This window comes from Kordiimonas lacus (assembly GCF_001550055.1).
GTDB classification, from domain to species: Bacteria; Pseudomonadota; Alphaproteobacteria; order Sphingomonadales; family Kordiimonadaceae; genus Kordiimonas; species Kordiimonas lacus.
Genome location: NZ_LRUA01000006.1, coordinates 916,900 through 937,064, shown reverse-complemented (window position 1 = coordinate 937,064; position 20,165 = coordinate 916,900). Strand labels below are relative to the sequence as shown.

At 59.6% G+C, this 20,165-nt stretch carries 20 protein-coding genes; 4 read left to right on the top strand and 16 right to left on the bottom strand.

Features of this window, described 5'->3' with window-relative positions; translation table 11 throughout:
• Window positions 1-85: 85 nt before the first annotated feature.
• The 4 genes from KORLAC_RS12590 to KORLAC_RS12575 form a co-directional block, all read right to left on the bottom strand.
• Window positions 86-790, bottom strand: coding sequence for a GGDEF domain-containing protein (locus tag KORLAC_RS12590; RefSeq protein WP_068307015.1), 705 nt, complete (start codon window positions 788-790; stop codon window positions 86-88).
• 92 nt (window positions 791-882) lie between these two features.
• Window positions 883-2,187, bottom strand: coding sequence for a DNA polymerase IV (locus KORLAC_RS12585; RefSeq protein WP_068307014.1), 1,305 nt, complete (start codon window positions 2,185-2,187; stop codon window positions 883-885).
• A complete protein-coding gene (locus KORLAC_RS12580) occupies window positions 2,184-2,834 on the bottom strand; it encodes an HAD family hydrolase (protein ID WP_068307013.1) in 651 nt (216 codons plus the stop codon). Before KORLAC_RS12580 ends, KORLAC_RS12585 begins: the two co-directional genes overlap by 4 nt.
• A 4-nt stretch (window positions 2,835-2,838) precedes the next feature.
• On the bottom strand, window positions 2,839-3,114 hold the full coding sequence (locus KORLAC_RS12575) for a DUF3572 domain-containing protein (RefSeq protein ID WP_068307012.1): 276 nt from the start codon (window positions 3,112-3,114) through the stop codon (window positions 2,839-2,841).
• A 218-nt stretch (window positions 3,115-3,332) separates the two neighbouring features.
• On the opposite strand from KORLAC_RS12575, the gene KORLAC_RS12570 reads away from it, so the two are divergent.
• Together KORLAC_RS12570 and KORLAC_RS12565 are read left to right on the top strand one after the other, a co-directional pair.
• Window positions 3,333-3,698 (top strand): response regulator, encoded by a 366-nt coding sequence (locus tag KORLAC_RS12570; RefSeq protein WP_020401241.1) that lies wholly within the window; start codon window positions 3,333-3,335, stop codon window positions 3,696-3,698.
• 6 nt (window positions 3,699-3,704) lie between these two features.
• Window positions 3,705-5,084, top strand: coding sequence for a PleD family two-component system response regulator (locus KORLAC_RS12565; RefSeq protein ID WP_068307011.1), 1,380 nt, complete (start codon window positions 3,705-3,707; stop codon window positions 5,082-5,084).
• 148 nt (window positions 5,085-5,232) lie between these two features.
• Here KORLAC_RS12565 and rpmG read toward each other — a convergent pair whose 3' ends face one another.
• Window positions 5,233-5,400, bottom strand: a complete 168-nt coding sequence (rpmG, locus tag KORLAC_RS12560; protein WP_068307010.1) for a 50S ribosomal protein L33 — start codon at window positions 5,398-5,400, stop codon at window positions 5,233-5,235.
• A 212-nt stretch (window positions 5,401-5,612) separates the two neighbouring features.
• Between rpmG and KORLAC_RS12555 the strand changes: the two genes are divergently transcribed.
• On the top strand, window positions 5,613-6,377 hold the full coding sequence (locus tag KORLAC_RS12555; protein WP_068307009.1) for an Hpt domain-containing protein: 765 nt from the start codon (window positions 5,613-5,615) through the stop codon (window positions 6,375-6,377).
• 187 nt (window positions 6,378-6,564) lie between these two features.
• Window positions 6,565-7,743 carry an MBL fold metallo-hydrolase gene (locus tag KORLAC_RS12550; protein WP_068307008.1) on the top strand — a complete coding sequence of 393 codons (1,179 nt, stop codon included), beginning with the start codon at window positions 6,565-6,567 and terminating at the stop codon, window positions 7,741-7,743.
• A 7-nt stretch (window positions 7,744-7,750) separates the two neighbouring features.
• On the opposite strand, the gene rnr is transcribed toward KORLAC_RS12550, so the two are convergent.
• From rnr to KORLAC_RS12495, 11 genes are all read right to left on the bottom strand, one after another.
• The gene (rnr, locus tag KORLAC_RS12545; protein WP_074519454.1) at window positions 7,751-10,081 is read right to left on the bottom strand and encodes a ribonuclease R; all 2,331 of its coding nucleotides are present in this window, start codon (window positions 10,079-10,081) and stop codon (window positions 7,751-7,753) included.
• 60 nt (window positions 10,082-10,141) lie between these two features.
• The gene (gene topA / locus KORLAC_RS12540) at window positions 10,142-12,727 is read right to left on the bottom strand and encodes a type I DNA topoisomerase (RefSeq protein WP_068307007.1); all 2,586 of its coding nucleotides are present in this window, start codon (window positions 12,725-12,727) and stop codon (window positions 10,142-10,144) included.
• 102 nt (window positions 12,728-12,829) lie between these two features.
• A complete protein-coding gene (dprA, locus tag KORLAC_RS12535; protein ID WP_068307144.1) occupies window positions 12,830-14,002 on the bottom strand; it encodes a DNA-processing protein DprA in 1,173 nt (390 codons plus the stop codon).
• Between the two features lie 60 nt (window positions 14,003-14,062).
• Entirely contained in the window at window positions 14,063-14,662 is a 600-nt protein-coding gene (plsY, locus tag KORLAC_RS12530; protein WP_068307006.1) for a glycerol-3-phosphate 1-O-acyltransferase PlsY, read from the bottom strand.
• A gap of 2 nt (window positions 14,663-14,664) precedes the next feature.
• Window positions 14,665-15,906: a dihydroorotase gene (pyrC, locus tag KORLAC_RS12525; RefSeq protein ID WP_068307005.1), complete on the bottom strand. Its 1,242-nt coding sequence runs from the start codon at window positions 15,904-15,906 to the stop codon at window positions 14,665-14,667.
• Complete coding sequence (locus KORLAC_RS12520) at window positions 15,903-16,907, bottom strand: aspartate carbamoyltransferase catalytic subunit (protein WP_082714655.1); 1,005 nt, start codon at window positions 16,905-16,907, stop codon at window positions 15,903-15,905. The genes pyrC and KORLAC_RS12520 overlap by 4 nt, the downstream gene beginning before the upstream one ends.
• A gap of 115 nt (window positions 16,908-17,022) precedes the next feature.
• Complete coding sequence (locus KORLAC_RS12515; protein WP_068307004.1) at window positions 17,023-17,595, bottom strand: carboxymuconolactone decarboxylase family protein; 573 nt, start codon at window positions 17,593-17,595, stop codon at window positions 17,023-17,025.
• Window positions 17,596-17,700: 105 nt separating this feature from the next.
• Window positions 17,701-18,042 (bottom strand): winged helix-turn-helix transcriptional regulator, encoded by a 342-nt coding sequence (locus KORLAC_RS12510; protein ID WP_074519455.1) that lies wholly within the window; start codon window positions 18,040-18,042, stop codon window positions 17,701-17,703.
• Between the two features lie 11 nt (window positions 18,043-18,053).
• Window positions 18,054-18,557 carry a GNAT family N-acetyltransferase gene (locus KORLAC_RS12505; protein WP_068307002.1) on the bottom strand — a complete coding sequence of 168 codons (504 nt, stop codon included), beginning with the start codon at window positions 18,555-18,557 and terminating at the stop codon, window positions 18,054-18,056.
• Window positions 18,547-19,005 (bottom strand): Holliday junction resolvase RuvX, encoded by a 459-nt coding sequence (ruvX, locus tag KORLAC_RS12500; protein ID WP_068307001.1) that lies wholly within the window; start codon window positions 19,003-19,005, stop codon window positions 18,547-18,549. The genes KORLAC_RS12505 and ruvX overlap by 11 nt, the downstream gene beginning before the upstream one ends.
• Complete coding sequence (locus KORLAC_RS12495; protein ID WP_068307000.1) at window positions 19,002-20,153, bottom strand: DUF3089 domain-containing protein; 1,152 nt, start codon at window positions 20,151-20,153, stop codon at window positions 19,002-19,004. The genes ruvX and KORLAC_RS12495 overlap by 4 nt, the downstream gene beginning before the upstream one ends.
• Between the last annotated feature and the right edge of the window lie 12 nt (window positions 20,154-20,165).

Genomic DNA, 20,165 nt, shown 5'->3' with positions numbered 1-20,165 from the left:
TTGACCGGCGAATCCGCTTTTCTGTCTGTGTTCGTGGCGATGGACTCGCCGATCAGGTCGGCCAGTGACGAACCTAGATATTGTCTTAGGCCGTCTTCAGGTGCGCACCTTTGCGCGCCTGTTTGTCGTGATACATGGCCTGGTCCGCGGCTTCAATGAGGGTCGCTGGGTCAGTCGTGCCGTCAAATGCCTGCACGCCGATGGAGCATTTCACCGGAATCGTGGCCCCGCCATAGCGGACCTTGCCGGCGTTGATTTCCTTTTGCAGGGTCCGGAGCCGTTTCATGCCTTGGTCGGCTGAACAGCGCTTCAGGATGACGGCAAACTCGTCGCCCGCGATGCGCGCTACAGTGTCGGACGGACGGGTGTGTTGCTTGAGCGCCTTGGCAACATACCGAAGCACTGCGTCCCCGGCCATATGGCCGTGCACGTCATTGATATGCTTGAAACCGTCCAGGTCAATGAAACCAAGCACGCCGGATTCACCGTGGCGCCCTGCGGACGCCAGCGTCTGGCCGAGGGCAGAGCGGAGGCCGCGCCGGTTCGGGATGCCTGTCAGTTCATCAGTAACAGAAAGCTGTTCCAGGAACGAGATGCGCTCTTGCTGCTCGGACATGCGCTGTTCGGCGGCGGCAGCAAAGCTCAATACTTCGGTAATCAGTTGCCAGCCCGCGCTGTCGAACTTCATTTCGGCATTGGCAGCCGTCTGCATCAGCTTGCTCGCAAGGTTGCTGACATAGGGATTGATCTCTGCTTTGTCGTTCAGCTTATTCTTTGACTGCTCGATCATGCGTCTCTCCAAACGTTGGTTACTCAGGAGAAGGCTAGCAAGTCCTGTGCCACGGTCGGCGCGTAGTCATGGTATTGAAATATAAGGATTTTCTATTTCTTGGTGGGGGAGGGGGCATCTTTTGCCGGGAGAGAACTGCGCCCTTTGACGATGGCCGCAGTGCCAAATTTGCCGCGTAGGGCATCCATGGCCTTTTCGGCTGTCTGCCTTTTGGTGCGTGCGGGCTCGATCAGGTCGGGCTGGTCTGCTTCCGTGAGCGGCCTGAAATGGCTGACACCGATGCCGATCAGCCGGTAGGGCGATCCGTCGGCGAGCGGGCGCAGCAGCTGCTGACCGATCTCGAAGATGGTGCCCGCAAGCTGGGTCGCGCCTGAGATGGTGCGGGACCGGGTGATAATGCGGTGCATGCTGGTCTTGAGCTTGAGCGTGATGGTCACGCCCGCTAGCTCTTTGCGCTTCAGGTCGGCGGAGACATTTTCACACAGGCCCCACAGCTTTTCCTCCAGCGCGTCATAGTCTGCCAGGTCTTTATCCAGCGTGCGTTCGCTCGATACGCTCTTGGTCTCGCTTTCCGGGCTGACGCGGCGGGTGTCTATGCCGCGCGACAGGCGGTAAAGCCGCTGGCCGGTTTCGCCGTAGCGACGGATCAGGGTACTTTCCTCCATCTCCTGCAACTGGCTGATCTGGCTCAGACCGTCCTTTTCGAGCGCCTTGGCGGATTTTGCACCGATGCCGTAGATGCGGGTGATGGGCAGGCCCGCGAGCACGGCTTTCTTGTCGCTCTCGCCAATCACGGTGAAGCCGCGCGGCTTGTCCATGTCTGACGCCAGCTTGGCCAGGAACTTGTTGGCGGCAAGGCCGACCGAGACGGTGATGCCCACCTCGCGTTCCACATCCAGCGCGAACTTGGCCAGCAGCTTGGCAGGCGAGGCCTTGTGCAGGCGCTCCGTGCCCGTGAGGTCCAGGAAAGCCTCGTCGATCGACAGCGGTTCCACCAGTGGAGTCAGGTCGCGCATCATCTCGCGCACCTGGCGCCCCACGGCCTGATAGTGGCTCATACGCGGGCGCAGGATCACCGCATCCGGACACAGCTTCTTGGCCTTATACATGGGCATGGCCGACCGGACACCGTTCATCCGCGCGATATAACAACAGGTGGACACCACGCCGCGGTGTTCGCCGCCGATCATCACCGGCTTGGCCGCCAGCTCAGGGTTGTCGCGCTTTTCAATCGAGGCATAGAAGGCGTCACAGTCGATGTGTGCCACTGTCAGCTCAAACAGTTCCGGATGCGAAATTGTCCTTGGCCTGTCGCACTTCGGGCAAATCTTCCCGCCCTCATACTGGTGCAGGCACACCCGGCACAGGCTGGGGCGCGGTGCGGTGGCGGGTGTCATGACGGGTGCCCTTGCATGAGGTCCTTCAGGTGGCTTTCAAGGGTGGGCCAGTCATCGAACCGCACATGGGCGTCGGGCGCCTTGCCAATGAGAGCCGCCAGCCTTGGGTCGCCAATGAAATGTACCCGGTGGATATCCGGCGCGTGGGCCGCGACTGACGCATGCTGGGGTGGCAGGTCGTCTACAAACACTGTGTGGGCGCGGATGGCGTCCGCCAGCTGTTTGGCGCCGGGGCCCTTGTCGCCCTTGTTGGCGATGACAGGAAAATCCAGCCCTTGGGCCTTCAGGCTGGCTTCACGTCGGGCGCGGCAGCGGCTTGGCACATTCGACAGGATCGCGATCTGATAATGCTCGCGCAGACCGTCCAGTGCCTCCAGTGCACCGTCCACCAGGGGGACTTCATCAACGCAGGTATCAAAAAAGCCGGCGATATGGTCGCGAACCTGTTCCCCTGGTACAGGCGCATCACCGCCGAGCGGAAAGATGTTGCCGCCCAGCTGAAAGCTGGTTAGCCGAAGCTCCACGCCCTGGCTGACCAGGTATTGCTCCAGCGTTTCCACGAACCGCAGCAGCACTTCGTCCGCGTCCAGAAGAAGGAGCGGGCGGTGGGGGTCAATGCTGGTGATCAGGTCGCTTACGCTTGTCATTGGTTTACCAGTCCTGCCCGTTGCCGCCACCCAGGGTGCGCCATGCGGCCACCAGCGTTTCCGGTTTTTCGCCCAGCGTTTCGGCGCAGGCCATTAGGTCGGGCTCGAAGTTCACCAGGAACTCAAGGATTGACGCCAGGAAGGCAGGGTCCGCGATACGCGCGCGGATATCGTCCACATCAACGCCTGACAGGGCCATGAAGCGGTCGCGGATATCATCCTCCTGGAAGATGAAGCCGGCGCTCTGGAGCGCGATGGTTTGGGCGGTGTCGGGAGTCATGGATTTTGCCTCGCAAGCGGTCGTTTTTATTCGTGTTGGTGCTATTGTCCCAAATTCCACCCGACTGGGAAACGACTTTTTTGGCACAAGCATGGGCTTTTCGCGGAAATTTCTATTTTAATCCCTTGACGGGCTTGTATTTTTATCGAAAGCACGACTATTATCAAAAAGGTTGGGTAATGAACCAAAGCGCCTTGTGGAGGGGCCAGGGGAACCGTATGGGTAAAAAGATCCTGATAGTCGAAGACAACGAACTCAATATGAAGTTGTTTTGCGATCTTTTAGAAGCTCACGATTATGAGACGATCCAGACTCGGGACGGTATGGCTGCCCTTGATCTGGCGCGCGAGCACAATCCCGACCTGATTCTGATGGACATCCAATTGCCGGAAGTCTCCGGTCTTGAAGTGACCAAGTGGCTGAAGGAAGACGAAGACCTCAGGAAGATTCCAGTGGTCGCCGTTACCGCTTTTGCCATGAAGGGTGACGAGGAAAAAATCAGAGAAGGGGGCTGCGAGGCCTATATCGCCAAGCCTATTTCCGTGGGACACTTCCTCGAAACCGTAAAACAGTTCGTAGGATAGAGGGCGATGACAGCTCGGGTGCTGGTGGTTGATGACGTTCCGCCGAACGTCAAGCTTCTCGAAGCTAAGCTGACAAGCGAATATTTTGACGTGCTGACTGCATTCAGTGGCCCTGAGGCGCTGGATGTGATTTCGCGCGAGCACCCCGATATCATCCTGCTGGATGTGATGATGCCGGGCATGGACGGTTTCGAGGTCTGCCGCCGGATCAAGGCAGACCCCGCAACGGCCCATATTCCTGTTGTTATGGTCACAGCGCTTGACCAGCCGTCCGACCGGGTGGCCGGGCTTGAGGCTGGGGCTGACGATTTCCTCACCAAACCTGTGCAGGACCTGGCGCTGTTCGCCCGCGTCCGTTCGCTGGTGCGGCTGAAGGTCATGATGGACGAGCTTCGGAACCGTGAAGCCACCGGCGCCAGCCTGGGCTGGGAAAACGAGGAAGAGCCAACCCTTGAGGTTGACGCACCCACAGACGGCTCAATCCTGATCGTAGACGAGCAGGAGCGGGTCATGGAGCGTATCGCGCGGGCGCTGGAGGGTGTCGGCGAGCTGACCTTCATGGCCGGCGGTGAAGACGCGGCCGAGCGTGCGCGCGAAAAGAATTTCGATCTGATTATCGTATCCCTCACCATGCGTAACACGGACGGCCTTCGGGTCTGTTCCAAACTCAGGTCATTCGAGGAAACCCGCCATGTGCCCATTCTGGTGATGGTGGACGACGGCAACACCAAACTACTGGTGCGGGCCCTTGAGATGGGCGTGAACGACTATGTGGTGCGCCCGGTGGACCGGATGGAGTTCCTGGCGCGGGTCAAGACTCAGCTGAAGCGCAAGCGCTACGCCGACAAGCTGTGGGAAAACTTCCACCTGTCGATGCAGTTGGCGACCACAGATGCGGTCACCGGCCTTTATAACCGCCACTATCTGACCAGCCACCTTGAGACCCGCCTGCAGGCGGCGCAGAAGTCCGGCAAGGCGCTGAGCGTCCTGATGATGGACATCGATCATTTCAAGAAAGTGAACGATACCTACGGCCACGCAGTGGGTGACCTGGTGCTGAAGGAATTCGCCAACCGGATCGGCAAGAATATCCGCGGCGTTGACCTGGCCGCGCGCTATGGCGGCGAGGAATTCGTGGTGATGATGCCCGAAACGCCGACAGACTGGGCCTTCATGATCGGGGACCGCTTGCGCCAGGAAGTCTTCGATAACCCGTTCGATGTTGGGGCCGCTGACGGCCCGCTGACCATCAGTGTCTCCATCGGTGTTGCCACCAGCGACGAGGGGCAAACCCCAGCCGCGCTTCTGGAGGCCGCCGACAAGGCGCTTTATGAGGCCAAGGAAAACGGCCGTAACCGCGTGATTATCGCCGAAGCCAACCGTTAGGCGGCGTCCCTCAGAAACCGAAGACCGTCAGGCCGGGCATTGTCCGGCCTTTTTTGTGGCTGTTGCTTTTGGCTGGGCTGGGCGCAATAAAAAACGCCGCGGCCTATGGTGGGGCGCGGCGCTTTTAAGATCAATCCGAAAACCAAGATTACTTGATCTTAGTTTCCTTGAATTCTACGTGCTTGCGAACAACCGGGTCATACTTGCGCAGGACCATTTTCTCGGTCAGTGTCCGCGGGTTCTTTTTGGTTACATAGAAGTAACCAGTGTCCGCAGTGCTAAGCAGCTTGATCTTGATGCTGGACGGCTTGGCCATCTTATTAACTCCAAGAAAACATTGTTCCAGGCCGCTTTTGACTACGACCACGTTGAGGGCGCAAAATACCCACACCGGCCCATAAGTCAAGCGCTGTTTCTCGGAATTTACATTATTTTCCGAGGGCCTTGCAAAACTAATTGAAAATGCTAACGCTCGGGTAACCATTTATGTGCCACAAGAATGGGTAACCAAGAGATAAAGGCCGGTTTATGTCCACCACTGATAATGATCTTCTTGAAGAACTTCGCACCGAAGCCATCGATACGGTTGAAGACCGTCTCAGGAGCCTCACGGAAGCCGTGCAGGACTTCCAGGCGGGTATCATCCAGGGCAATGACGCACTGGCCGCGATCCGGCTTGAGGCGCACTCACTGAAGTCTGTGGCGCAAAGCTTCGAGATGAAGTCCCTGAAGGTCATGTGCCACCGGTTTGAAGATTATTTCTTCAACATGAAAGAGCTGACGCCTGAGTCGTGCAAGGACATCCTGTTCTACGCTGACCGCATGGCCGAGTGCCTTGAGGCCTTCATCCAGAATCGGGAGATCGACGTCTCCCAGATGATGCGCAAGCTGCCGAACAAGGGCGGCTTCAATGTGGGCGATATCACGGTGACCGATATCGAGGTGATGCTGGTGATGGAGCCGGGGATCGCCACCAAGATCGTTACGCGCGAGCTTCTGGAGTGCGGCTACCGTATGATCAATGTGGCCTCCACTATGGACGCCATCCAGCTGATCCCATCCATGCGGCCTGATGCGGTGATTGTCTCCCGCGTGATGCCGGAGCTGACAGGCATTGACCTGGCGTGTGCGCTGAAGGCCATGCCGTCCACGCGCGACATCCCCGTGGCGCTGATCGCCACCAGCCAGAAAGAGAAATACACCGACTTGCCGGCGGACGTGCCTGTGCTACGGAAAGGCGCCAACTTCGCCGACGACGTGGCTGACGTATTCGTCAAGCTGGGTATTCTCTAAAGCGGACTATTGCCCGCCCGCCCGGATAACGGCTTTGTTACCTCCTTGAGAAATCTGTTATTGGACGGCGCCCCCGTCGTCAGGCATGCCTGACTTGTGCATGCTTATGCACATAATCAATTTTCCCGCCATCGGGCCGGTGCTCTCAATGAGGGCATCTGAGTAACGCGGGATTTCAGGGGGATCTATGTCTGTATTACGGGTTTTACTGGTTGTTTCTTTCCTTTTTGGCGTCAGCGGCGCCAAGGCTCAGGAAAATGGCAGCCCATTCGCTGTTCATCACATACGCGACAATGTCTATGTCCTGACGCGCCTGTGGGAACCGGGTGTCGGCAATAACATGGGCGTTGTTGTGGGCGAAGATGGCCTGCTGCTGATCAATTCCATGATGTCGAACGACTCCGAGGCCCTGGCAGCCACACTCAAGACAATCGCAGACAAGCCGGTGACATATGTCCTTAACAGCAACTGGGATTTCTATAACGTCTTGGGCAACGAATATTTCGCCGAAAAGGGTGCAATGATTATCGCCCAGGAAGATGTGCAGTATGCGCCCCGAAACCCCAGCTATGACCCCGTGTTCCATGACCTGCTGTTCAAGGACGGTATCTCGTTCCGGTTTGGCGGCGACACGATTACCGCCTACAGAAGCGGGGGCCACTCGTTCCCGCACGTCAATATCCGGGTCGAGAAGGCCAACGTCACCTTCATGGCGGACAGCTTCCGCGCCGACTGGTTCGGTGTGATGGGGCCATGGGGGCTGAAGGGATATTTTGAAGGGCTTGATAGGGCGCTCGAAGGCGCGGACGAAAATACCGTATTCATTACTGGCGGTTATGTTGGCGACTTGGAATTCAGTCGCGCTGATATCCTGCGGGAAAAGAAGGCTCGACAGGCGTTTGTGGACCGCATTGGCGCGCTTTACAAGGCCGGCATGTCAGTGGATGAAATGATCTTGGACGTGGAGCTGAATAGGATCACCCGCAACACTTTCCCTGAGAGCTTCGAGCGCTTTGCTGGCCTGCATGATTACGACATTTTGCCCACGCTTTCGGCGGAGTTCACCCCAAGCCACCCAATGTCAGGCACCGACATGCAGGCCTTCACCGGCACCTATCAAAGCCCGGAAGGCCTGTCGTTCGAGGTTTATGACGAAGGCGGCATGCTTTTCGCGCAGTCAAAGGGGCGGTTCAAGGTCAGGCTAAAGCCCGTTTCACCAACAGAGTTCATCTTTGTTGACGCCCAGGCAGGCGAAAGGCTGGTGTTTGAGCTGGGCGGGCAGGGAGCTGTTGTTGCGGTTCGCCCTGAACTGGGGGAAAGCCATCTGGCCCGCCGCATTCCAGCGGGCCGGTGGCTCAAGCAATAGTAAGGAGTTAACGCGTGCGGCGGCTGGTGCCCGGCTTGCCGGGTTTGCTGCCGCCCCGGCCTTTGCCTTTGGGCTTGCCGCCCTTGGCTCCTCGGGGGCGGTCATGGCGTTTGGCCAGCTTTGGCGCGCGCTTGCCGCCTTTCTCAACGAAGTCCGGCAGGTTGCCTTCGCCAACGAGCGACAGCTTCAGGCCGCCTGTGAATTTGTTGGCTTCCTCAAGCCGCACCTCAACCCGGTCGCCCAGGCGGAAGACTTCACCGAAGCGTTCACCCACAAGGCGGTGATGCGCTTCGTCCAGCTCATAATAATCCGCGCCGATCTCGGAAATCGGGATCAGGCCGTCGCCGCCTGACGGCTCCAGGGATACGAACAGGCCAAAGCGGGTCACGCCGGTGATTCGGCCAACGAACTCCTTGCCTACCTGGTCTGAGAGATAGTTGGCCAGATAGCGGTCGGTGCTATCGCGCTCTGCCGCCATGGCGCGGCGTTCGGTGTTGGATATCTGTTCGCCAATCGCGGCCAGTTCTTCAACCTCAAGGTCAGTCATACCGTCTTTGCCGAGCTTCAGCGCCCGGATCAGGCCGCGGTGCACGATCAGGTCGGCATAGCGGCGGATCGGCGAGGTAAAGTGAGCATAGCGGGGCAGGGCCAGACCGAAGTGGCCCATATTGTCCGGGCCGTAGTAGGCCTGGGTCTGGGACCGCAGCACCACGTCATTGATCAGATGCTCCTGCGGCGTGTCCTTCACCTTATGAAGGATACCGTTAAAGAGGCGCGGCATCATCACCGCCCCCTTGGCCAGATTGAGGTCCATGGTCGCCAGGAAGTCCCGCAGGCTCTCAAGCTTTTCCATCGGCGGTTCTTCATGGATGCGGTACATGGTCGGCAAGTGATGCTTTTCCATCTCTTCCGCGGCACACACGTTGGCAGAAATCATGAATTCCTCAACCACCCGGTGGGCGTCGAACCGGTCCCGGAGGGTGATGCCTGTCACATGGCCGTCCTCATTGATCTCCACCCGGCGCTCCGGCAGGTCCAGGTCCAGCGGCTCGCGCTTGGCGCGGGCTTCCATGATGGATTTGAACGCGCCCCACAGGGGCTTCAGCACCGGTTCCAGCAGTGGGCCCGTCAGGTCAGACGGTGTGCCGTCGATGGCGGCCTGTGCTTCGGTGTAGCTGACGTTGGCGGCGCTTTTCATCAGGCCGCGCACGAACTTGTGGCGTATCTTGCGGCCCTTGCTGTCAAACCACATGTGTACAGCCATACAGGCACGCTCCACGCCCGGCATCAGGCTGCAGAGGTCCGCTGACAGCGCTTCCGGCAGCATGGGCACCACACGGTCCGGAAAATAGCAGCTGTTGCCGCGCTTAAGCGCTTCGCGGTCCAGCTTGCTCTCCGGCTTCACATAGTGGGCCACGTCTGCGATGGCGACAATCGTGTGCCAGCCACCCTTGTTCTCGGGGTCCGGGTCCGCTTCGGCCCAGATGGCATCGTCATGGTCGCGCGCGTCCGCGGGGTCGATGGTAATCAGCGGAATATCGCGCAGGTCCGTGCGGCCTTTCAGGTCCACAGGCTTTGCCGCTTCCGCTTCCTTGATCACATCATCGGGGAATTCGTAAGGGATATCATGCGCATGGATTGCGATCATGCTTATCGCCTTGGCGCTGGAGATATCGTCCAGGCGTTCTTTCACGCGGGCACGCTTCGGCCCCATCTGACGGCGGCTGTTGACCGGGTCGGCCAGCACAAGCTCGCCTTCCTTGGCACCGGCTGTGTCGTCGCGGTCGACCCAATATTCGTCACGGTTTTTCTTGTCCACCGGGTGGATGCGGCCACCGTTCTCATTGCCGTGGAAGATGCCCATGACGGCACTCGGCCCAGGCTTAAGCACCTTAAGCACCATGGCCTTGTAGGTTGGGGGCTCGTCCTTGATATGCGTCAGCCGCACCAGTGCCCGGTCGCCGCGCCCAAGGGCAGGGCCGCCTTTGCCGCGGCCGCGTTTCTTTTCCTTGAGGAAAATGATCGGCACTTCACCGCCACCCTCAAAATTCACCGGCTTGACCAGGACCTCGCCCTGTTTGGTAAGGCCTGCAAATTCAACAACCTGCACGCCGGGCAGGCGGTCAGCAGGCCGCAGCGCATGGCTGGTGTCCTTCGACAGGATTCCGTCTTCCGACAGTTCTCTGAGCGCTTTTTTCAGGTGCACCTTGTCCGGGCCCTTCACGCCAAAGGCGCGGGCAATATCGCGTTTCGTGACCTTGCCGCCCTCGAAACCGCGGATGAACTCCATGATTTCTTCTTTAGTGGGTATCTGGCCGGGTTCTGTTTTACGCGCCAAGGGCGGTATCCTTTCGGGAGTGCGGGCGGCTGAGGCACCGCCCGTCGGAATGGTTTGGCCTTAGGAGGCCTTTTTCTTCGGCGCAGCCTTCTTCTTGGCTGGGGCTTTCTTCGCCGCCGCTTTTTTCTTTGCGGCAGGCTTTTTCTTGGTGGCTTTGGCGGCCAGCCACTCCAGCGCCTGCTCGAGTGTTACGCTCTCGGGCTCTGTGCCCTTGGGCAGCGTTGCGTTGGTGCGCTTGTGGTTGACATATGGGCCATAACGGCCATCCAGAACGCGCACAGCATCGCCGTCTTCCGGATGCTCGCCCAGTTCTTTCAGGACTGTCTTGCCGCCGCCCTTCTTGGCTTTGGCATCCGCCACAAGGGAAACCGCGCGGTTGAGGCCAACGGTGAAGACTTCCTCAGACGACTGAAGCTTGGCATAGGTACCGTCGTGCGCCACATAGGGCCCATAGCGGCCAATGGCGCTGGTGATCATCTTGCCGTCTTCAGGGTGCGCGCCAATTTCGCGCGGCAGGGACAGAAGCGCCAGGGCTTTCTCCAGGTCCACATCGCCGGTGTCGATATCCTTGGGGATGCTGGCGCGCTTCGGCTTCTCGCCCTTCACCGCTTCGCCCACCTGGATATAGGGGCCAAAGCGGCCGGTGCGAATGGAAATCGGCTCACCGCTCTCCGGGTCACTGCCCAGGGTTGCCGGCTCGTCCGCGTTGCCGTCACCGTCTGCGTCACCCTTGTTGCCAAACTGGCGGGTATAGCCGCATTCCGGATAGTTGGAGCAACCAATGAAAGCGCCATAACGGCTGGTCTTCAGGCCCAGGCGGCCATCGTCACATTTCGGGCACTTGCGTGGGTCTTCGCCGCCTTCCTTGGCTTCCGGGAACATCATATGCTCAAGGAACTCATCAAGGGCGTCGATAACGACCGAGTTGCGCACACCAATGATTTCTTCGGTCTTCGGCTTGAAGGCTTCCCAGAATTCAGCCAGCACCTTCTTCCAATCTTCCTGACCGGCGGAAATATCATCCAGCTGTTCTTCAAGGTTCGCCGTGAAATCATATTCCACATAGCGGGTGAAGAATTTCTCCAGAAAGGCGGTAACCAGGCGGCCCTTGTCGTCCGGGATGAAGCGGTTGCGCTCCATATGCACATAGCTGCGGTCCCTGAGGACCGACAGGATCGACGCGTAGGTGGACGGGCGGCCGATGCCCAGCTCTTCCATGCGTTTCACCAGGCTTGCTTCCGTGAAGCGTGGTGGCGCATCGGTGAAATGCTGCTTTGGTTCAACGCCTTCAAGGGTCAGCACTTCGCCTTCCTTGATCATTGGCAGGCGGGTTTCATCCTCGTCGCCTTCGTCATCCTTGCCTTCCTGGTAGACAGACAGGAAGCCGTCAAACTGGATGATGGTGCCGGTGGCGCGCAGCTCGGCTGTCTGGTCGGCGTTCATGATGGTCACCGTGGTGCGTTCCGCAACCGCGCTTTCCATCTGGCTGGCGATTGTGCGGCGCCAGATCAGCTCATACAGCTTCTTTTCGTCCGCATCCAGCGTGTGCGCGACCTCACTTGGTGTGCGCATCGGGTCGGTCGGGCGGATCGCTTCGTGCGCCTCCTGGGCGTTCTTCGCCTTGGTCTTGTATACGCGCGGGCTGTCCGGCAGATATTTGTCGCCATACCGGCTCTCAATCACCCCGCGGGTCGCGTTCATGGCTTCCTGCGCGATGGTCACGCCGTCGGTACGCATATAGGTGATCAGACCGGTCACTTCACCGTCGATCGGCTTACCTTCATAAAGGCTCTGCGCCACGCGCATGGTGCGCTGGGCCGGGAAGCCAAGCTTCCGCGCCGCTTCCTGCTGCAGGGTGGATGTGGTGAACGGTGGCTGTGGGTGGCGGCGGGCGGGCTTGCGCTCAACGCCAGACACCTTCAGCGGTGTGCGCTCAATCAGCGCCGCGGCAGTTTTCGCGTCCGCCTCATTGTTCAGGTCATATTTCTTCAGCTTATCGCCGTTCATGGCGAACAGGCGGCTCATGAAGCTTTTGCCTTCGTCGCCTTTGACGCCGGCTTCCACGCTCCAATATTCCTGGGGTACGAATTTCTCAATTTCGGCTTCGCGCTGGCAGATCAGGCGCAGCGCCACAGATTGCACGCGGCCTGCAGACCGGGCGCCCGGCAGCTTGCGCCACAGCACAGGCGACAGCGTAAAGCCCACTAGATAGTCCAGCGCGCGGCGGGCGAGGTAGGCATGCACCAGCTCGTCGTCCAGGTCGCGCGGCTCGGCCATGGCCTTCAGGATCGCGGATTTGGTGATCTCGTTGAAGACCACGCGTTTGACAGTAACGTCCTTCAGCGCCTTCTTCTTGTTCAGGACCTCAAGCACATGCCAGCTGATGGCTTCCCCTTCGCGGTCGGGGTCAGTCGCGAGATACAGTTTATCCGCGCCTTTGACGGCGTTGGCGATCTCGGTCAGGCGTTTGTTCGAATCGCGGTCGACCACCCAGTCCATCGCAAAGTCTTCATCCGGCTTTACGGAACCGTCTTTGGCAGGCAGGTCCCGGACGTGGCCAAAACTGGCTAAGACCTTGTAATCCTTACCTAGATATTTGTTGATGGTTTTTGCCTTCGCTGGCGATTCCACGATTACGACGTTCATACGTCAGCCCGTTCCTTACTTTATAATAATGGTGCGCTATAGCGCTTTGCCTTTGCTTTCACCTAGTTCGAAGCGGCGGCGATTGCAATGACCTTCTTCATTTCAGGCGTAATTTCGGGAAACCCGACCGCCCGAATGACGGGTGATTTCGCCGGCGAGTTCCAGTTCCAGGAAGGCGGCCAACACCTCTTCCGTGCTCGCGCCAGACTGCCGCACAACGTCATCCATGTGAATGGGTGTACTCGTCAGCAGGCCAAGCAGATCACTTGTGCCTGTTGGCGCCTTGGGGGCAGGGGCGGGGGAAATGGGCCCTATGGGTGTGCCCTTTTGTGCCACGGGGGCACTATTTTGGGCACGATGGATGCGCTGTGTGTGCCCTATTTGCCCAGGGTCGGGCAGGGCTTGCAGTTCGGCTAAAATATCGTCGGCGCCTTCCACCAGAATGGCGCCGTCCTTGATCAGGTGGTTGCCGCCTTTGGCGCGCGGATCAAGGGGCGAACCGGGGATGGCAAACACCTCGCGGCCCTGCTCAAGTGCGAAGCGAGCGGTAATCAGCGAGCCGGACTTGATTGCGGCTTCGACCACCAGGATGCCCTGCGAAAGCCCGGAAATCAGGCGGTTCCGGCGTGGGAAATGGCGTGCCTGCGGCCGCGTGCCCATGGGCATTTCCGATACCAGAAGGCCGACTTCTGCAATTTTCCGCTGCAATGCTTCATTCTCGGGTGGGTAGAAGATATCCAGCCCGCCCGCCACGCAGGCAATGGTGCCATGGTCAACAGATGCCTGGTGGGCCGCGGTATCGATCCCGCGCGCAAGGCCTGATGTAATGGTGACGCCCGCGTCTGCAAGAGCGCTCGCGATGGTGCGGGTCAGCTTAAGTCCGGAAACGCTGGCGTTCCGCGCCCCCACGATGCCAACACTGCGACCATGGAGCAAGTCCAGCCGCCCGATAGTAAACAGCACGGGCGGGGCGTCCTCGATGGCTGCCAGTTGGGGTGGGTAGTCAGCACCATTCAGGAACAGGGCGTGGCCACCAACCTCGGTGATGCGCTCCAGCTCCTGTTCTGCGGCAGACTGTGAAGGGGGCTTGAGCGGCTTCTTGCGCCCGCGCCGGGCGGCCAGGTCCAGCGCACCTTCAAGCGCCTGAACCGCGTTCCCGAACCGCGCCAGAAGCCCCCTGAAGGTCACGGGCCCAATGCCTTCCGTACGAATAAGCCGCAGCTGCGCGAGCTTTTCCGCGTCCGACAGGGACTGGTCTGTTTCCGTTTTGTTCATGGTGGCAGAGTGCCGCCGGTGTGCACCAAAGTCAATCACTGGTGGCAGGAGTGCGCGCTTTTATTTGTTTTTCTTGCCGATTTTAGGCTCTTCACCACGCATCAGGCGCGCGATGTTTTCCTTGTGGCGGATGTAGATCACCAGCGTCATGAAGGCGATGAAGATCCAGCTGTCAGGGCCCACGATATAATAGCTGATCGCCGGTGCCAGCAGCGACGCAATCAGCGCAGACAGGCTTGAAAAACGGAAGATAGCGGCGGCCAGAAGCCAGGTGACGCCGCACGCCAGCCCCAGAAGCGGGTTGATGGCGAAGACGGTACCAAAGAAGGTGGCAACGCCCTTGCCGCCTTTGAATTTGAGGTAAATCGGGAAACAGTGGCCAATGAAAGCCGCCGCACCCGCGAGGGGGGCGAGGGCAGGGTCCACCATATAGCGGGTCAGCAGAACCGCGATGGCGCCTTTGCCTGCGTCCATTATGAGGGTCGCGAGCGCCAGGTCCTTGCGGCCAGTGCGCAGCACGTTGGTCGCCCCGATGTTGCCGGAACCCACGTCCCGGATGTCACCAAGCCCGGCCATCTTGGTGAACAAAAGGCCAAAAGGTATGGACCCCAACAGATAGCTCAGGGCCAGTACCAGCCCCATCTCCCCCGAGAATGTCATCGCTACTCTCCGCTATAGAGCGCCTTGCCGCCCACGATCGTCTGCCAAACCTGCCCCTGAACGGGCAGCGTGTCAAACGGTGTGTTTTTGGCGCTGGCGCGGAAGGCTTCGCGGTCAATGCGCCACGGCTTGTCCGGGTCGAAGATCACCAGGTCTGCGGGTGCGCCGGCTTCGAGCTTGCCGCCGGGCACGCCCAGAAGCGCGGCCGGTGTGGCGGTCATGGCCTTCAGCATGGTGATGAGGTCAACCTTGCCCGCATGCACGGGGCCGAGCGCGAGCGCGAGCAGCGTCTCAAAACCTACGATGCCAGCAGCGGCCTGGCCAAATGGCAGGCGCTTGACGTCTTCGCTTTTCGGGTCGTGGTCGCTGACGACGGTATCAATGGTGCCATCTGCAATACCGGCAATCAGCGCCAGCCGGTCTTCCTCAGACCGAAGCGGCGGGCTGACTTTGGCAAACGTGCGGTAGCCTTCCATGGCATTGTCGTTGAGGTGCAGATAATGGGGCGCCGTGGAGCAGGTAACCTTCACGCCGCGTTCCTTGGCCGCACGCACGGCTTCCACGCCTTCGCGGCTTGAGATCAGCGCGAAATGGATCGGCGTGCCCGTCATTTCACTAAGGCGCGCGTCGCGTTCGATCTGGATCACTTCTGCCATGGCCGGGATGCCGGCAAAACCAAGCCGCGTCGCGATTTCGCCTTCGTGGGCGATGCCACCGTTCGCGAGGCCCACATCCTGCGGGAACTGCACGATCACGGCACCGAAGTAGCTGGCATATTCCATCAGTCGGCGCATCACCTGGCTGCTGGATACCGGTTTGCGGCAATCAGTGAAGGCTACGGCGCCGGAGGCCTTCATCTGGCCGATTTCTGCCAGTTCCATGCCTTCCATGCCGCGCGTTGCAGCACCCATGGGGTAAACGTTGACCGTGTGTGTGTCTTCAGCGCGGCGGCGGATGCGTTCCACCACTGGGTCACTGTCGATCAAGGTTGTCTGGTCTGGCTGCAGGATCACGGTGGTGATGCCGCCGGCAAGGGCGGCGTCTGCATCAACCGAATGGGCGCGCATGTCAATGAAGCCTGGGCACAACACACGTCCCTTGCAGTCTGTGACGGTTGCATCGTCCGGCACCGTTACATCAGGGCCGAAATCAGCAATCTTGCCGTTGTTGACGATCAGCGTGCCTTTGGTGTCGAGGCCGCTTGCCGGATCAATCAGGCGGGCGTTGGTGTAAGCCGAAATCATACCGCGTCCTCCCCGCGCAAATTCCGTGTCAGGATATCCAGGCAGGCCATGCGGACAGCCACGCCCATTTCCACCTGTTCTTCGATGGCTGAGCGGTCAAGGTCATCGGCTACGTCGGAGGCGATCTCCACGCCCCGGTTCATGGGGCCGGGGTGCATTACCAGGACGTCTTCCTTGGCGTATTTGAGCGTGTCGCGCGTCAGGCCCCAGAAGCGGTAGTATTCGCGAAGGCTTGGCAGGAAGGCGCCTTGCATGCGCTCCTGCTGCAGGCGCAGCATCATCACTACGTCCGCGCCCTTGAGGCCTTCGTCCATGCGGTGAGACACTTCCACACCCAAGCGGTCAACATCCTTGGGCAGCAGGGTTGGTGGGGCAACAAGTCGGACCCGCGCGCCCATGGCGTTAAGCAGATAGATGTTTGAGCGGGCGACCCGGCTGTGGGCCACATCGCCTGAAATCACGATGGTCTGGCCATGCAGCTTGCCTTTGCGGCGGCGGATGGTCAGCGCGTCCAGCAGCGCTTGGGTCGGGTGTTCGGCCCGGCCGTCGCCTGCGTTGATCACCGCGCAGTCCATTTTCTCAGACAAAAGCTTTACCGCGCCGCTGTCTGCGTGGCGCATCACCAGCACATCGGGGTGCATGGCATTCAGCGTGGCCGCGGTATCCAGCAGCGTCTCGCCCTTCTTGATCGAGCTTGAGCCGGTGGCCATGGAGGTCACTTCCATGCCCAGGCGCTTGCCTGCGATCTCGAAGCTCATCAGCGTCCGGGTCGAGTTCTCGAAGAACAGGTTGATTTGCGTCAGGCCCGCGCACTTGGGCGAGGACTTTTTCGGCTGCCTGTTCTGCTCGACATAGGCGTCGGCCACATCCAGGACGTGCTTGATCGCCGTTGGATCAAGATTCCAGATGCCTAGCAGATGTTTATGAGGGAAAAGGTGGCCCGAGGGCGGAGAAACTTCCGCGCGCGGGTAGGACTGTGTGTCGGTCTGTTGCGTGCTCATTAAGCCCGCCTTATAGGCCCAAAATTTGAGACCTGCAAGCACCTTGTCCGCCTGATGGATTTGTCTGTGATCAGGGGCGGCGTGGCGGCCCGGTAACCACCACGCTTTTGGCCTTTTATTCTGCGGCTTTCGGGAAGCCGCCTGCCCAGGCTTCCGGGCCGTCGCAACAGGTGTTGGCGACCTTGGCGACCGTCTGGTACCAGCCCGTGAGCACGGTAATTGCCAACAGGCATTCTTTATCGAAGTGCGCACGCGCTTCGGCCTTGGTGGCCTCATCGGCTGTCTGGCCTGCGCACAAGGCGTCACACAGCCGGATGGCTGCGGCTTCCGCGGCTGTCCAGCGGTCGTCATCTGCGCCTTTTCGGTGCAGCGCATGGATATCGTCTGCGGACAGATTCGCAGCGGTACCAAAGGCCGTGGCGTGAATGCCCCATTCGTAACCGCAGCCGCTGTTTGTGCAGGTGCGCAATATCAGGATTTCCCTGAGCCGTACCGTGAGCGGGCTTTGGCCGCCCAGGAAATAGGCCCCCAGTGGCAGCATGGCCGACATCAGGTCTGGCGTCTGTGCCAGTGTGCGAAAGAGACTCAGGGGCTCAAACGGTGCGCCAGGCGGCATCCATTTCTTGAGGAGGGCTTCAGTATCCGCGTCATATGGCGGGGTGATTGGGGCAACGAGAGATGCAAACATAATGTATCCGCTTCTAATTTAGTATCGATACTAAAAAAGTAGCGTATGTTTGAAGTGTTTCAAGAGACGTTGACTCATTTATTTTCAAGGGGAAGCAGGAACGGTCTAGAAAGCGTCTTTCCAGCCTTCGGACCAGTCATTGAGCGGCGCAATGGCCTTGTTGAGGTCTGTCCCCAGGGCGGTCAGCTGCCACTGCTGGTCTTCTGTGGGCTCGATCAGCCTGGCCTCATGAAGTTCCTTCAGGCGGGTTGAGAGCACGCTGGGCGACATACCGTCGCAGCGGGCCTGCATGGCGCGGAAGCCGACGGGGCCGTCACGCAGCTCCCAGACGATCCTGAGTGCCCAGCGTCGACCCAGAAGGTCCAGCGCCGCCATAATGGGCCTGCCGGTTTTCGATCCCTTGACCGGTCGTCCGGGCAGGGGTGTCTTGCTGGGGCGCGAGGGCATCCTATTCCCCCCTATTCGTCATAGAACCTGCGGTCATATTCGACGCGGCCCTTCAGGCCCTCAAGGGCGCCTTGCCAACATTCAAGCGCCATGAAGGCGGCATTCTGCTCCGCGTCGTCGCTGAAGGTCAGGCCATAAGTGGCTGCGGGCTTGAAGCCAACCTTTTCATAGAAAGCAGTATGGCCCAGAAGGACTAGGGCGTCGGCGTCAACTTCCTTCAGGCTTTCTTCCAGAAGCTTGCGGCCAAGGCCGGTGCCTTGATAGTCGGTATGGATGGCCATGGGGCCAACGCCGAGTATCTGGCGTTTGGTTTCCATGCCTTCGATGGTGACCGGTGAATAGGCAATATAGCCCACAAGCGCGCCCTGGTCCCACAGGCCGTGCTCTGCTGCCATGATGCGGCGTGTGCGCAGGCTTTCCACCAGATGGGCTTCAAATTCGGTGGGGTAGACCGTGCGGAGCAGGTGGTCGATGTTTGGGCCGTCTTCGGCTGTCAGTTCTGTCTCAAATCGCATGGAGGGCTCCTTGCAAAATGTAGGCGGCCGCCATCTTGTCGATCACATCCTTGCGCTTGGCACGGCTGCTGTCAGCTTCCAGCAGGGTGCGCTCAACCGCGCTGGTGGACAGGCGTTCGTCCCACAGGGTTTGCGGCAGGTCGAACACCTTCGCCAGGTTTTCCGAAAAGGCCTGAACGGACTGGCAGCGCGGCCCCAGTGACCCATCCATATTCACCGGCCAGCCAATGACAAAGCCACCGACATTCTGTTCGTCAACGATTTGCTGAATACGGGCCGCATCGTCCTTGAAGCGCTTGCGCCGGATGATTTCCATTGGCGTTGCGATCATCAGCGTGGTGTCTGAAAGCGCGAGGCCAATGGTTTTGGTGCCCGGGTCCATGCCCAGTAGACGTTGGCGCGGCTTCAGCCGGGCCCTCAGTTCCGATATGGAAACCTGCTGGCTCACCGGTGTTTCTCCAGCCAGGCGCTCGCGCGGTCTGCCGCATTCTCGCGCAGGTTCATATAGAACAGGTTGATGTCATAGGTATGATAGTTGCCGCCGGCCATCTGATACTGGCTCCAGGAACCTTTCGGCGGGCGGGTCAGATATAGGATGCCATCCTTGCCGCAGCGTGCGCCGGTCAGTGCCGGGATGGGCTCGGCGATCGGGCCAGGCTCGGGAAGCAGTTCCAGGGCGCCAAGGTTGGCAGCCTTTGTGGCTTCACCGTCCACTTTCCAGTTCAGCGGGTTGGTGCACAGGATTTTTGTGCCGCCACGGGGTTTGCCGTTGAGGCCCGGTGTTGTGGCGATGACTTTCAGCAGCGAGGTGGCGTCGCCGTCTTTGTCGAAACTTTGGTAGGACACCACACAGCCGGTGTCGTTCTTGGTCTGGCAGGCCTCGATGCCAGGCAGGACTGCCAGGTCCCCTTCATGGCTGACCGGCCAACCGATGATATAGGCCGCTACCATCAGGTCCCGCAGGTTTGTGGGCGAAACCCGTTCGCCTAAAAGCAGCAGGGCATGCAGCGCACCCTGGCTGTGGCCTACGATGATAAAAGGACGGCCTTTGTTTCTTGTGGCGATGAAATTATCGAATGCCGCGAGGATATCGTTGTGGGCATTAAGGACAGCCCGGACGCCCTGGCCGCTATCGTCAAAGAAGGCGCCGAATGTCGCCTGGCGGTAGCGCGGGGCGTAAACCTGGCCAGCCAGGTTGAACGCACTGGCCTGATACCGGAGGGCGAAATTGTCGGTCCAGCGCATGGCTTTTTCATTGCCGTCATAAGGCGCGTTCCAGCGTTCCTTCTCAAAGTAGGTGGTGGGGTGGATATAGAAAACGTCCACTTCCGGCACCATGGCCGTGCGCATTACGCCTTCAGGCATCATTTGGGCACTTGAGGTCTTGCCTGGAACCGCGGCCCAGGCCGCATCCGATGTGTAATCCGGCGCAGGGGTGGCCTCTTCGCTGGCGATTTCATGGGACGGCACAAACGCAAACTTCAGCGCTGCTTTCTCGTTCAGGTTCAGAATAATGCCGCCGATCAGGATCAGGACGATCACAACAGCGATCGCCAGCAGGAATTTTGCCGCCGGTGCAGTTTTATGCTTTGCCATAATGGCGTTCAC

Bases quoted from the DNA above. Each gene is read 5' to 3' on its own strand.
- KORLAC_RS12590 (WP_068307015.1), bottom strand. From the start codon at position 790: ATGATCGAGCAGTCAAAGAATAAGCTGAACGACAAAGCAGAGATCAAT.
- KORLAC_RS12585 (WP_068307014.1), bottom strand. From the start codon at position 2,187: ATGACACCCGCCACCGCACCGCGCCCCAGCCTGTGCCGGGTGTGCCTG.
- KORLAC_RS12580 (WP_068307013.1), bottom strand. From the start codon at position 2,834: ATGACAAGCGTAAGCGACCTGATCACCAGCATTGACCCCCACCGCCCG.
- KORLAC_RS12575 (WP_068307012.1), bottom strand. From the start codon at position 3,114: ATGACTCCCGACACCGCCCAAACCATCGCGCTCCAGAGCGCCGGCTTC.
- KORLAC_RS12570 (WP_020401241.1), top strand. From the start codon at position 3,333: ATGGGTAAAAAGATCCTGATAGTCGAAGACAACGAACTCAATATGAAG.
- KORLAC_RS12565 (WP_068307011.1), top strand. From the start codon at position 3,705: ATGACAGCTCGGGTGCTGGTGGTTGATGACGTTCCGCCGAACGTCAAG.
- rpmG (WP_068307010.1), bottom strand. From the start codon at position 5,400: ATGGCCAAGCCGTCCAGCATCAAGATCAAGCTGCTTAGCACTGCGGAC.
- KORLAC_RS12555 (WP_068307009.1), top strand. From the start codon at position 5,613: ATGTCCACCACTGATAATGATCTTCTTGAAGAACTTCGCACCGAAGCC.
- KORLAC_RS12550 (WP_068307008.1), top strand. From the start codon at position 6,565: ATGTCTGTATTACGGGTTTTACTGGTTGTTTCTTTCCTTTTTGGCGTC.
- topA (WP_068307007.1), bottom strand. From the start codon at position 12,727: ATGAACGTCGTAATCGTGGAATCGCCAGCGAAGGCAAAAACCATCAAC.
- dprA (WP_068307144.1), bottom strand. From the start codon at position 14,002: ATGAACAAAACGGAAACAGACCAGTCCCTGTCGGACGCGGAAAAGCTC.
- plsY (WP_068307006.1), bottom strand. From the start codon at position 14,662: ATGACATTCTCGGGGGAGATGGGGCTGGTACTGGCCCTGAGCTATCTG.
- pyrC (WP_068307005.1), bottom strand. From the start codon at position 15,906: ATGATTTCGGCTTACACCAACGCCCGCCTGATTGATCCGGCAAGCGGC.
- KORLAC_RS12520 (WP_082714655.1), bottom strand. From the start codon at position 16,907: ATGAGCACGCAACAGACCGACACACAGTCCTACCCGCGCGCGGAAGTT.
- KORLAC_RS12515 (WP_068307004.1), bottom strand. From the start codon at position 17,595: ATGTTTGCATCTCTCGTTGCCCCAATCACCCCGCCATATGACGCGGAT.
- KORLAC_RS12510 (WP_074519455.1), bottom strand. From the start codon at position 18,042: ATGCCCTCGCGCCCCAGCAAGACACCCCTGCCCGGACGACCGGTCAAG.
- KORLAC_RS12505 (WP_068307002.1), bottom strand. From the start codon at position 18,557: ATGCGATTTGAGACAGAACTGACAGCCGAAGACGGCCCAAACATCGAC.
- KORLAC_RS12495 (WP_068307000.1), bottom strand. From the start codon at position 20,153: ATGGCAAAGCATAAAACTGCACCGGCGGCAAAATTCCTGCTGGCGATC.